This window comes from Candidatus Borrelia undatumii (assembly GCF_020882015.2).
In the GTDB taxonomy this organism is placed as follows: Bacteria; Spirochaetota; Spirochaetia; order Borreliales; family Borreliaceae; genus Borrelia.
In genome coordinates this window covers 821,547-834,281 of sequence record NZ_CP086555.2, presented here as the reverse complement: position 1 = coordinate 834,281, position 12,735 = coordinate 821,547, and the positions used below count along the sequence as shown (strand labels likewise).

Sequence of the window (12,735 nt, the reverse complement as noted above, 5' to 3'; positions counted from 1 at the left end):
TCTTAAAAGCTAATCAATATAACGGTACACAGCATGACTATCATCTGGAATAACCCTTTTAGCTTTTATTTCCCCTCCATCGTAAATTTCAACATAGTTAAACTTCCTAGACCCATTAACTTTCCTATGAATTGAAATCAAATCACCAACTCTATAACGCCTAACTTCAACAACCTCATTATTACTCAATATTTGCTTCTCTATCAAATTTTCCTTAAACCTTGCAACAGAAACTCTCCTGAGATTTAGATTCAAAATACTGGGAAGAAAAATTTCTAAAACATCAGTCATCAAAAATTCATTAATCCCTATATAATCTACGTTATAAATAAAATTATTAAAAATTTCATATTTAAAGGAATTTAAAGCAAAGGTATATATCTCTTTTTTGTCGGAATAATCAAACTCAATCATGCTTACATAAGGATAAACAGAATAGATAATCTTGTAACCAAATAAATTATTTTCATAATAAACAGGAGCCTTATTCTTAAAATAAACTTTATTAAAGTACTCTTCTTCCTTACTCAATTTCGAAGAATAATCTACTATTTTTGAAAAAAAGCCTACCAAAGTACCACTATCAAACACAGCAGCACCGTTCTTATTGTCAACAAAATACATACCAGATAAATTTTGATAATGACTCAAGAATTCCTTTCTGATCTCAGGATCCGACAATAGTTCATAAAACATCTTGTATTCATCTATAGTCTTTGGGGGATCTTCCTTAAAGTGTAAGTAAGCCTCATCAGAAGTCAAAAGCCTATATTTTAATAAATAAATACTCTGGACCCCATTTAATTTCTTACTCCTAGCCTTCAAAAGAGAAAACAAAGCAACAGAATTAGATTCATTCAGCTCTACGTTCCTGCAAATGTAGTCAATATTATCACGATCAAAAAAAGAATCTTCTTTTGATTTTAGTTTATTAAACAGACTTGGGAAAAATTTATTTTCCTTTAAAAACCATTTAAAAAACTTAAAATCATCACTATATGCCGCAAAAGAAGTTACTAAAATTTCATCAAAACTCTCATCAAAATCACCAAGCCTGCTTGAAGCTTCAAGTCTCATATAAATCAAATCTCTATCATTCTTTAAATCACTATCCAGCTTATCGTATAGAACAATAATTTCTCTATTCCTAGAAATATCTTCATTCTGCCGTAGAATCAGGGAAAAATATTGATAATACAAATCCTTAGATTTAACAGATTCAAAATTATTAATATCCATCGCAGACTTTAGTAAATAAATTCTATCTAGCAATGCAATATCATCCCTCAATGAAAGTTCATAAAGAGCATCCGAGTTTCTCAAATCAAAATCAAGTGAACCATACACCATATCAATCCCTCTTTGAGTACCTGCAAAACTTTTAGCCTCATTAAGAAGGATTCTTGACACATCCCTATCTCCTTTACTTAAGAAAGCATTTAAGTTTACTAGAGGCAAAAGAAGAAAAATCTTCAAGAAATTCATACGAACACCTTAAAAATCCTATTTATCCATTAGCTATCTCAAGTTGAGTCTTTTCTAAACTTTGTTCTTGACTATCTTCAGCCATATCAAATCCCAAAAGCTCCCTTACTTCAATATCTGTCAAAGTCTCTCTTAAAACCAAAGCCTCTGCTAGTTTAACTAACTGATCTTTATGTTTAATCAAAATATCTGAAGCTTCTCTTAAACACCCCTCTAAAATCTTCTTAACTTCCCTGTCTACCCTATCCGCAGTATTCTCAGAATATGCTTTTGATTTAGAAAATTCTTTCGGAAGAAAAATAGGTGCATCGTCATCAACTAAAAATATTGGACCTACATCTTCCCCCATCCCCCATTCCGTAACCATCTTTTTTGCCAAATTAGTGGCTTGCATTAAGTCATTTTGTACGCCAGCCGTAGTAAAACCTAAATTAATCTGCTCACTGGCATAACCACCATAACATATCTTGATTTTGTCAAGGATTTGATGCTTATTAATTGAAAGCCTATCCTCTTTAGGAAGAGAAAAAGCTACACCAAGTGCTCTACCTCTAGGAATAATAGTAACCTTATGTAGGGGATCGGCATGTTCAAGATAATAATGAAGCAATGCATGCCCCGCCTCGTGATAAGCCGTCTCAAGTTTTTGTCTATCAGTAATGGTCATAGATTTCTTAGCAACACCCATTAATATCTTATCCCTAGCTTCCTCTAAATCCTTCATTAAAATTTCAGATTGATTATTCCTTGCAGCAATTAAAGCCCCTTCATTAATCAAATTTGCAAGATCAGCACCACTAGCCCCAGGAGTTGCTCTTGCTATTACCTGTAAATTAATATCATTTGAAAGCTTAGTCTTCTGAGCATGAATATTTAGTATCGCTTCCCTTTCCTTAATATCCGGGAGAGTAACCGTTACCTGTCTGTCAAATCTTCCAGGTCTCAGCAGAGCAGAATCAAGCACATCAGGTCTATTTGTTGCCGCCATTACAATCACATTAGTATATGTTCCAAATCCATCCATTTCAACCAATAGCTGGTTAAGAGTCTGCTCCCTCTCATCATGTCCACCACCAAGACCCGCCCCCCGGCTCCTCCCAACAGCATCAAGCTCATCAATAAATATGATACAGGGGGAATTCTTTCTAGCATTATCAAACAAATCTCTGACACGACTTGCTCCAACACCCACAAACATTTCAACAAAATCAGAACCCGACATATGGAAAAAATTTACACCAGCCTCCCCAGCAACAGCCTTAGCAAGCAAAGTCTTCCCCGTCCCGGGAGACCCAACCAAAAGGACGCCCTTTGGTATTCTTGCACCTATCTTTTCAAACTTTTTAGGGTTCTTAAGGAATTCTACAACCTCATTAAGCTCCTGCTTGGCTTCCTCTTGTCCAGCCACATCCTTAAAAGTAACCTTGTTTTTGCCTGCCTCATATTTTTGGGCATTGCTCTTCCCAAATGAAAAAACCTTTCCCCCTCCTCCTTGAGTTTGACGAAAAATAAAGAAGAAAAAGATAAAAAACAACACCCATGGCAAAGCTTGAAGAAGCACACTAATTAAGGATGCTTGACTCTTACCAGAACTCACCTCAACCTTTTTATTCCTAAGTTCGGCAAGCAAATTTATGTCCAAATAAGGTATGCTAGTCGAGAAGTAAGATTTTCCCAAGTTCGAATTCTTGACAACAAACTGAATCTGACTCTTATCAATTATAATAACAGATTCAATTAACCCACTATCTAGATAAGTCTGGAATGTACTATAAGGAACATTCCTGTATGTTTCCCCTCCTCTCATAAAGTAAGACATGAATATAGCTAAAATTAAGAAGACTATAACAAGACCCAATATCCAATTTTTATTTTTCTTTTTATTATTAGATTTGCCATTGTTCAAATTGTTATTGTTAATATTCATTCTTCTAAAAATCCTCCAATCAAAGATATATTAATTTTCTTAAGAATACTCTTGTCACTCCACACTAAGTCTAAAGTATTTAAATTAATAATTCCAACTACCTTACTTTTTAATACCAATAACATTAAATAGAGAGGATTATATCTTACAAACCTAGAAAAGAACCTCTTTGCACAAAGCTTATTCTTAAAAAATCTATACTTAAATTCATAAGAGCAGAATCTCAATTCCAATATGGAACTATCTTCACACTCTAAGCATTCTAACAAAATCTTACCCAAAGATAAACTATAATGCTCATTAAGTTTCAAGATAAAATCAAAAGGTTCATACAAATCTTCAACCCGTCTAAACACGAGATTGACCCTGTCTTTACGCTTTTCCAAAAAAAAATAACTATTTCTTAACAAGATTACACTCTTCTTTTTAAGGAAATCTACTTTAAAAATCTCTCCAAGGGCTCCATATGATACATTTAAGACAATTCCTTCTAAATTTAAAATCTTAAAAATAGTCCTAAAAACTAAATACCTAGGTAACTCAAAGAACACAACAGCATCAAAAGAATAATAATAATTACCCTTGCTGAAGGGCAAAAAGTTACTTTTGTCAAAAAAAGACACAAATTCGATCGAAAATTCAGATACCCTCTTCAAACTTTTCTGGTATCCTTCAAAAATCTCATCAACAACGGGAATTAGCTTATTTCTAATCTTGTTCCTTAAATGTAAATCCTCACCATTGGTGCTATCAACGGAACAAACAATCTTATTTAAGGAAAGAAACTCCTCGATCTCTTCTCTGGACACATCAAGCAAAGGCCTAATGATACTTCCATTAACGATTGGAATGCCAGCAAGCCCATCTAGGAAAGAACCTTGAAAAAACCTCATAACTAAAGTTTCGAATTGATCCCCCCTATTATGTGCAAGAGCAACATAGATAGCCTCATTTTCTCTTAAAGCTTCCAGGAAAGCATCATACCTATACTTTCTAGCAAGCTCCTCAACAGACATACGAAGCCCTCTGGCTTCCTTCTTTATATCAACACTGCAGTGTTTTATTTGAAAAGAAATGCCGTAAAAATTACAAAACCTTTCTATGTGATCTAATTCCCTACTCTGTTCCCACTCCGGCCTTATGTAATGCGCAAAATAAAGCGCCACGATATCATTATTCAAATACTCTCTCAAGTTTAACAACAAAGCAGTAGAGTCTGCGCCTCCCGAGAAAGCAACAATCACCCTCCCTCTATTCAGCTTATTCTTTGCATAAAAACTTTCTATCCTTTCCTTTATATTGTTCCAAAACATCAAAAACTACTGGAATTAATCCTTCTAACTTTATCTTCAAAATTAAACTCATCAATACTTAATATCTCTTCGCCTAAAAAACTAAATACGTTCTCAACGCATTTTATTTCATTATCGCTAAATTTTGAAAGTACAAAATCCCTCAGACTACCACCCTCACTATTATTCCCGACACCAATGTAAAGCCTGCTATATCTTGTGCTTCCAAGTCTCTCAGAAATAGATCTAAGCCCATTATGGGTGGAAACTCCTCCCACTCTCCTAAGCTTACACCTCCCCAAAGGCAAATCAACATTATCAACTATGACTAACAAATCAGATATCTTTGCAGAAAACCTGGAAAGAACAGAAGGAAAGACACTACCACTTAAATTCATATAAGTCAGAGGCTTAACAAAAACCACCCTCCTGCCTTCGCAATTAAAAACAGAATACCCATACCCCTCAGCTCTACTCAACGAAAGGCGGTGCTTTAAAACTAACCTATCCACAAGATCAGAACCAACATTGTGTCTAGTACGAAAAAAATCAGGCCCAGGGTTCCCCAGTCCAACTACTAACAAACCCACAATTCCCTATTTCACAAGCAAAACAACCAAACTATCATTCTCCTCAGAAAGCTTAACCTTATCAGGGAGTGCAATATCCCCAAAAGTTATCTGATCTCCTCTCTTAACAGGGGATAAATCCACCTCAATAAATTGAGGCAACTCCAAAGGTAAAGATCTAACTCTAACCCTGTTCTTAACCACACTCAAAACCCCACCTTCTTTAACACCAATAGAGGCTCCAACAAATCTAATCTCAACATCCCTCTCAACATCAAGCTCCCTATCAACCTCATAAAAATCAATATGATAGATAAGCTTCCCAGTAAGATTTTCATCAACACTCTTAATAAAAACACACCTATCAACATCTCCATCTCTTAAAATTAAAACAGTATTATCCGTAAACTTACCAAACTTCTTGCCAAACTCAATACTCTTAACCTTTATATGAACAACACCACTCCTCCCCCCATAAACAACAGCCGGTATCTCATGCTTTAATCTCAACCTACGAGCACAAGAAGAACCAAAATCTAACCGTCTCTCGCAATTTAAAACTCTGCTATCCACAAAAACTCCTAAACACTGGGACGGAAGGATTCGAACCCTCGAATGACTGGACCAAAACCAGTTGACTTACCACTTGTCGACGTCCCAAATACTCAAATTAACAACAAGTCAAAAGCATACAAAATACAATACTCTTTGTCAATAAGGTTACATTAACTCAATTCAAGTTCAAGATTTGAAGGATTTTCCTTCACATATTCTTTAAAAATAGAAGTTTGCAAAATTTCTCTAAAATTTTGATTAATAGGGTGTACAATATCCTTGTATTCTCCCACTTTAGTTCTTCTGTTAGGCATGACAATAAAAACACCTTTCTGTCCCCTAATAACCCTAATGTTGTGAAGGACCAAACAATCGTCAAAAGTAACTGTAACATAAGCCAATAACTTAGAACCGGGATTTTTATTATCAACTTTCCTAATTCTTATATCTGTGATATTCACCTCTAAGCCTCCCTAAAATACATGTTCTAAATCTAGAATATTTTTAATTTTTTGTAAATAATTTTTGCGATATTTTTATCTTTTTTAATTAAATACCCTTATGAGTAGACAACCCTCCCACCACTCCATAGCTTTTCAAGCTCATAATACGCCCTAGCCTTATCGCTCATCAAATGCACGATTAAATTTTCGCATGAAACAATCGTCCAATCATAAATAAAACCCTTACCCTGAATACAATAATTAAAACCTTTTTCATCAAAAAAATTAACTAACCCCTCAGAATACAAGGACTCCATATGTTTGAACGACGGACACGACACAATAATAAAAAAATCTGCCCAATTACAAACAGAACTAACATCAATACCTAACACATCAATGCCATCAAAATCAGATATTACTCTGCATAGCCCCTTAACATCATCTATGCTTAACATACCTCCCATCAAAATCATCCCCCAAAATAACTATTACATCAGGACTTATAGCAGATCCATCAAGCCCCAATATATCTGTACGAAATTCAGAAATCGGTTTAACATTCATTGCTCTAATTACATCTCCTACCTTCATAGCTAATTCCAAATTATCTGAATTGTTTATCACTAACGTGTTAGAATAACTGTCTCTATCTGCATTTGCAAACTTTATAGTATTAAATCCCAAAGACTGAAAAATATTAGCCGCCTTTCTTGCAAGACCAGAAATTCTAGTACCATTTAATACAATAATTTTTATTGACTCTTCATTTCTATTTTCACTTATTAAGTCCTTATTCAATTTATCTATTGATTCTTTAAGAACCGCCCCCCCATAATAGGGAAAAACAACCTTTATTGTACTATTATCATCGCTCCTAAATGTTTCTTCTTGTCCCTTAATGTTAACAAAGATAAATTTTTCACTGTTTATTTTGTAATTGGTAAAAATGTACTTAAATACAGTCTCGGAAAGATTGGTATCTAACATAAAATACATTCTAGAAAGATCTTCGTGAGGCTCTTCCAATTCTTCAAATTGTAAAATCACCTTCTTGAAAAACTCTTTAAAGAACTCAAATCTTTCACCAAAATAACTAATATCCTTAAAATAACTCAAATAATCATACGCTTTATCCCCATCAAAAACAGAATTACCAGAGGGTATTAAAATAGAACTCTTCGCACTGTATACCTTAACAGGTCTTTGAACAAGAAGACGCACCCCGCCAAGATAGTCAACAAATTTTACAAAAGCATCCTTTTTAAAACGAATATAATAATCAGGCTCATGATTTAACTGTCTACATACTTTAGCCAAAAATTCATCAAGTCTGTTTGTTTCATATAAATTTTCAAACCAAGATACATTACCTTTTAAATCTTCGTAGCCTGTATAAATAGGGATATCTAAAAATCCAACATTTCCGGTTTTTATATTAATAAAAATCCCCTGCATACTTAAAAGATTGCCTACATCATTTTCTACCAAGAGGAAAAAACTAATATTACTCTTAGTGTTTAACTCAAAATACACCTGTTCTTTTTTAGAACTATCAATAAAAAAAATTACAACACCAAGAACCACTAAAAAGATCAAAATCAAAAAAAACAGTTCTTTTTTCAATTAACTACCTTAAACATATAAGCTGTTATCTTTAATATACCTTAAAACATCAAAGGGAAGCAAATAATCAACAGGCAAACGATTTTTAATCCTATCTCTAATCTCCGAGGAAGAAATAGGAAAAATTTTATTATCGATATAGGTATGTTTAAAAAGGCTAACAATCTCTTCTTTATATATCCTGTGAACCACTACAAGATTAATAGATTCTGTTATTTCCTTTGGATTTTTCCATAAAGCAAAATTTTCGAAAAGATCATCACCAATAACTAAATAAATCTCATCATGAACATATTTCTTTTTAATACAATTAATAGTATCAATAGTATAGGTTATCCCCCCATTTACTATGTCACATTCATCTATAAGCATATTACTCTCGTTTTGTATTGCCAATTCAAGCATTGCAACTCTGTCTTTGATACTCACATTTCCTGCCACAATCTTGTGAACGGGCTTATGCGCGGGAATAAACACCACTTTATTGACATTCAAGCAATGTTCTATCTCCTTTGCTAGGAACATATGCCCAATATGTACAGGATTATAGGTACCGCCCAACACCGCTATCTTCATAGATCTCCAACTAAATAATCAATTTTGAAAAGGATGGAAATTAATTCCTAAAACAAATAAGAATCAACTATGCTTACTTTCTATCAAAACAAAAAATTCCTTAATAAGTTCTTCTATACCTTTGTTTTCATAGATAGAAATCCCCAAAATTTTTTCGCCATCCAAATTTTTTTTCAACTGCTCAAACTTTTCGCCTGCACCCTCTAAATCAAGTTTATTGGCAACAATCATGCGTCTTTTTTCTAAAAGACCTGCTCCATATGCCTCAAGTTCTTTAACAAGAATACGATAGTCATTCAAAAGGTCATCTCTAGATGCATCAATCAAAAAAACCAAGCCAGCCGTTTTTGAAATATGTCTTAAAAACTTAGATCCAAGCCCCGCGCCTCGACTTGCGCCTTCAATGATTCCAGGGACATCGGCTATCACCAAATCATAAAACGCATCCTTAAGAACGCCAAGATGCGGCACTTTAGTAGTAAAAGGATAATCCGCAACCTTTGATCCTGAAGAAGTTACTCTAGTAATAAGCGAAGACTTGCCCGAGTTAGGAAGCCCGACAAGCCCAATATCAGCTACTAAAGATAATTCAAGACTAAGTCTTAAAGTAGAACCCACTTCTCCAGGTTGAGCGTACCTCGGCGCTCGTCTTGCAGAACTCTTAAAATTTGAATTCCCAAGTCCCCCCCTGCCACCCTTTAAAACAATAAATTCATCATCAAAATTTCGAAGCTCATATAAGACAGATCCCGTGGCAGAATCCCGGATACAAGTATTTGGAGGAACAAAAAAAATCAAATCCTCCCCTGCCGCTCCATTCTTCTGAGATCCCATCCCAGGCCTACCATCCCCGGCAGCAAATCTCTGTCCATTCTTGTAAAGAGATAAGGCCTTAAGGTTATCTTTAGTCCTAAAAACTACATCACCCCCTCTTCCTCCATCTCCTCCATCAGGACCCCCCTTAGCCCTAAATCTCTCACGCAAAAAAGAAACACAACCAGCCCCCCCATTACCCGAAGAAACGGTTATACATAGAGAATCCCTAAACGTACGCAAAATTAGCCCCAAATCACTTAAACATCAAACAACATTTACATACTTCCGGCCTCTAGATGTCTTAAACTCTACCACTCCATCCCTTAACGCAAATATTGTATAATCCCTACCTAGTCCAGAATTCTTTCCCTTATGGAACCTAGTGCCCCGCTGCCTTACAATGATCTCTCCCGCTCTAACAAATTGTCCACCGCTCTTCTTAACACCAAGTCTTTTAGATACAGAATCTCTTCCATTCTTGGAACTACCACCACTTTTACTTGTTGCCATCAATTTCCTCCAAAACTAACCTAATATCACAAGGATATTCGACACACAAATCCCCTACTCCCCTAATCAAAAAAGAGGAATAATAGAAAAGGCTCATCCTACTTAAATCCTTAAAAGAAGACCTAAATTCCAAATAACCCTTTAAAGCATTATCAACAACAAAGTCCTCTTTCCCGCAATCAAGAACACTCAAAAACGTTCTTAAAATAAAAGAAAAAGACGAGCAAACCACATTAACACATTCAACCCTCTCAGCATGACCATTAGCCAAAATGTAAACAACCACACCATTCCGAGTCCTGATTAAAACATTAATCACCTAACAAATAATATCATTAACCAATACATAAGAATAAACTTGCCTATGCCCAACCTTCCGCTCACTAGACTTTCTCCTTCTATATCTGTAAGAAACAACCTTCTTATCCTTCCTATCTTCCAGATAAGTGCATTTAACACAAGAACCCAAAATATAAGGCCTCCCTATCTTCACATCCCCATCTATACTTACAAGCATCACACCTTCAAAGTCCACTCTCCCCCCCTCACCGGACTCAATTCTATCTATCTTTAAAACCTCACCCACAACAGCCTTATACTGCTTCCCCTTTATGTCTAACAATGCATACATCGCAACCACCCCTTGATACCCAGGTGGGTATTATAAAATTAACAAAAATTAAAGTCAATCACCTTCAGAGCAAACCAATTAAATACCCAACGTAGATACAGAATACAGATTCTCTGCATCAAATAAATCAGGGATACCTGACAAGAGAATTGATATTATATTCTCTTAAAGCACCCCTACCATTAATCCCCATAAGTTCAATGAAACAAAATATGTCAGACACTACCCCACCAGCTTTTTCAAGTAACATGGCCGCCGCTTTCAATGTACCCCCAGTAGCCAAAATATCATCTACCAGCAAAATATTTGAATGCTTTTTAACATCACCCTTATGTATCTCAATGCTACTAGATCCATATTCAAGCTCATATTCCTCTCTTAAAACTTCCCTTGGAAGTTTACCCCCCTTTCTAATCAGCAAAAGAGGCACCCTCATTCTTAGGGCTAAGGGAGACCCAACAAGATACCCCCTCGATTCAATAGCCGCAACACAATCAATCCGTCTTAACGAATAAAAGGCATACGCATCCTCAATCAAAGACTCATAAGCCTCAGTCTTTAATAAAACACCAGTAATGTCATAAAAAAGTATACCCTGCCTCGGAAAGTCGGGCACTCTTAAAATAAACCTATCATAGTATCCAGTCCTATCTTTCACTTAAGTCTTCCTAAAGATTAAACTAAAATCCCAATATCACTGCCCTACTACAGGAGGATTTGGCACCAATTCCCCCACATCCGATCTCGGTATTTCATTCTCCACAGCTCTTTTCCAAACCTTAGTCCTACCAAAAACCCAAACCTTACCCCTGGTAACAAGATCACCTGTCTTCGGATCTACCCTCATCTCAGAACCGTAAACCTTGCCATTTTTAGGGTCAATTATCTTGCCTCGATCCCATTTTTCATGGTTGGGAAAATATTCAAGCCCCCACATAAAATCAAGACCCTCAATCCCCAAATGATCAAACCCCACAACCCTAGTACCTGAAGGATTATTAACATCATACACCCTCCCCTCCCTTACAACGTTCATTATTCTACCGTACACCTTACCATCGTACTTATACACATAAATTACAGAGTTTTTAACGTTCGTAACCTCATCATACCCAACCCAATATCCCAAAACCTCTCCGCCACCTTTCACATTTTCAGCGTCTCCAGGCTCTGAGAATGCGAAAGACAGAAGACAAAACAAAAAAGCAACCGATAAAGCTTTTCCAATCACACACCAACCCCCAAATCGAACAGACAGCTAAGGGAATTATACATACTATTTTACACTTTTTCAAAAATTTATGACTCCAAGCGATAAACAATAAAACCCGCTTGTTCAACCCTGCTCAAAGCAAATTAGTTATTAAATACCATAGGTCAAAAATTAAATTGATATATCTGGGTTTTGATGATAAAATTGGTTCCAAGGAATATAAGTCAGGGGGGTTTGATGTGGTGAGGGGTATTTACACTGCCGCTAGTGGGATGGTGGCGCAAAGGCACAGGCTTGAGGTTGTTGCTAACAACTTGGCGAACGTTGACCTTGTAGGATACAAGGGAGATTTATCTGTCCAAAAGGCTTTCCCTGAAATGTTGATTAGAAGACTGAACGATGATGGTCTTTACAGATTTTCTAAAGGCTACCTCGAGACAGCTCCAGTTGTTGGAAAGCTTGGAACGGGAGTTGAAGAAAATGAAACATATACCTCTTTCGAGCAGGGTCCGTTAAAGACAACGGGTAACCCCCTTGATATGGCTTTGACTGGTGAAGGATTTTTTGTGGTTCAAACTCCGGAGGGAGAAAGATATACAAGGAATGGTTCTTTTACGCTTGGAAAGGAGGGTATACTTGTTACAAAGGACGGCTACCCTGTTATTGGTGAGAAAGGATATATTCGTCTAAAAGACAACAACTTCAAAATAACAGATCAAGGTCAAATATTTCATAATGGAACGTTTCATGCTAACCCTAAAAGGCTTGTGAGCGAACATGAAAACTCTTGGGAAAATTACGAGCTTCTCGATAGCCTAAAAGTTGTAAGTTTTGAAAAGACAAGGTTTTTGAAAAAGCAGGGTGATTCTCTCTGGAATAGCACAGAAATATCGGGACCTCCTGAAGCCATTGCTCCGGAGTTAAGGCCCAAGATTGAAGTTGGTACCCTGGAGGGGTCTAATGTAAATGCTGTTAACGAAATGGTGTCGATGATTGAGGTTAATAGGGCTTATGAAGCGAATCAGAAGACAATACAAACTGAAGACTTGCTCCTTGGCAAGTTGATTAATGAAATTGGAAAATTTTAAGGAA

The 12,735-nt window shown here is 36.0% G+C and carries 16 protein-coding genes and 1 tRNA gene; 1 reads left to right on the top strand and 16 read right to left on the bottom strand.

Annotated elements, in window-relative coordinates:
• Positions 1–9: 9 nt before the first annotated feature.
• From LKV13_RS04040 to LKV13_RS03965, 16 genes are all read right to left on the bottom strand, one after another.
• Complete coding sequence (locus LKV13_RS04040) at positions 10–1,485, bottom strand: hypothetical protein (RefSeq protein WP_229089586.1); 1,476 nt, start codon at positions 1,483–1,485, stop codon at positions 10–12.
• Between the two features lie 22 nt (positions 1,486–1,507).
• Positions 1,508–3,412 carry an ATP-dependent zinc metalloprotease FtsH gene (gene ftsH, locus LKV13_RS04035; RefSeq protein ID WP_229089585.1) on the bottom strand — a complete coding sequence of 635 codons (1,905 nt, stop codon included), beginning with the start codon at positions 3,410–3,412 and terminating at the stop codon, positions 1,508–1,510.
• The gene (gene tilS / locus LKV13_RS04030; protein ID WP_229089584.1) at positions 3,409–4,725 is read right to left on the bottom strand and encodes a tRNA lysidine(34) synthetase TilS; all 1,317 of its coding nucleotides are present in this window, start codon (positions 4,723–4,725) and stop codon (positions 3,409–3,411) included. The genes ftsH and tilS overlap by 4 nt, the downstream gene beginning before the upstream one ends.
• The gene (gene pth / locus LKV13_RS04025; RefSeq protein WP_229089583.1) at positions 4,725–5,294 is read right to left on the bottom strand and encodes an aminoacyl-tRNA hydrolase; all 570 of its coding nucleotides are present in this window, start codon (positions 5,292–5,294) and stop codon (positions 4,725–4,727) included. The genes tilS and pth overlap by 1 nt, the downstream gene beginning before the upstream one ends.
• Positions 5,295–5,300: 6 nt before the next feature.
• On the bottom strand, positions 5,301–5,846 hold the full coding sequence (locus LKV13_RS04020; RefSeq protein WP_229089582.1) for a 50S ribosomal protein L25/general stress protein Ctc: 546 nt from the start codon (positions 5,844–5,846) through the stop codon (positions 5,301–5,303).
• 15 nt (positions 5,847–5,861) lie between these two features.
• Positions 5,862–5,933 (bottom strand) — tRNA-Gln (locus LKV13_RS04015).
• 65 nt (positions 5,934–5,998) lie between these two features.
• Entirely contained in the window at positions 5,999–6,289 is a 291-nt protein-coding gene (gene spoVG, locus LKV13_RS04010; RefSeq protein WP_229089581.1) for a septation regulator SpoVG, read from the bottom strand.
• 98 nt (positions 6,290–6,387) lie between these two features.
• Positions 6,388–6,738 (bottom strand): ribosome silencing factor, encoded by a 351-nt coding sequence (rsfS, locus tag LKV13_RS04005; RefSeq protein WP_229089745.1) that lies wholly within the window; start codon positions 6,736–6,738, stop codon positions 6,388–6,390.
• A complete protein-coding gene (locus LKV13_RS04000; RefSeq protein ID WP_229089580.1) occupies positions 6,713–7,897 on the bottom strand; it encodes an LCP family protein in 1,185 nt (394 codons plus the stop codon). Before LKV13_RS04000 ends, rsfS begins: the two co-directional genes overlap by 26 nt.
• 9 nt (positions 7,898–7,906) lie before the next feature.
• A complete protein-coding gene (gene nadD, locus LKV13_RS03995; protein ID WP_229089579.1) occupies positions 7,907–8,473 on the bottom strand; it encodes a nicotinate (nicotinamide) nucleotide adenylyltransferase in 567 nt (188 codons plus the stop codon).
• 63 nt (positions 8,474–8,536) lie between these two features.
• On the bottom strand, positions 8,537–9,529 hold the full coding sequence (gene obgE, locus LKV13_RS03990) for a GTPase ObgE (protein WP_229089578.1): 993 nt from the start codon (positions 9,527–9,529) through the stop codon (positions 8,537–8,539).
• 24 nt (positions 9,530–9,553) lie between these two features.
• Positions 9,554–9,799: a 50S ribosomal protein L27 gene (gene rpmA / locus LKV13_RS03985; protein ID WP_229089577.1), complete on the bottom strand. Its 246-nt coding sequence runs from the start codon at positions 9,797–9,799 to the stop codon at positions 9,554–9,556.
• A complete protein-coding gene (locus LKV13_RS03980) occupies positions 9,786–10,118 on the bottom strand; it encodes a ribosomal-processing cysteine protease Prp (protein ID WP_306701186.1) in 333 nt (110 codons plus the stop codon). The genes rpmA and LKV13_RS03980 overlap by 14 nt, the downstream gene beginning before the upstream one ends.
• Positions 10,119–10,430: a 50S ribosomal protein L21 gene (gene rplU / locus LKV13_RS03975; RefSeq protein WP_229089575.1), complete on the bottom strand. Its 312-nt coding sequence runs from the start codon at positions 10,428–10,430 to the stop codon at positions 10,119–10,121.
• A gap of 127 nt (positions 10,431–10,557) precedes the next feature.
• Positions 10,558–11,088, bottom strand: coding sequence for an adenine phosphoribosyltransferase (locus LKV13_RS03970; RefSeq protein ID WP_229089574.1), 531 nt, complete (start codon positions 11,086–11,088; stop codon positions 10,558–10,560).
• A gap of 36 nt (positions 11,089–11,124) precedes the next feature.
• Entirely contained in the window at positions 11,125–11,658 is a 534-nt protein-coding gene (locus tag LKV13_RS03965) for a DUF2147 domain-containing protein (protein ID WP_373464045.1), read from the bottom strand.
• 224 nt (positions 11,659–11,882) lie between these two features.
• On the opposite strand from LKV13_RS03965, the gene flgF reads away from it, so the two are divergent.
• On the top strand, positions 11,883–12,731 hold the full coding sequence (gene flgF / locus LKV13_RS03960) for a flagellar basal-body rod protein FlgF (RefSeq protein ID WP_229089573.1): 849 nt from the start codon (positions 11,883–11,885) through the stop codon (positions 12,729–12,731).
• Positions 12,732–12,735 lie beyond the last annotated feature (4 nt).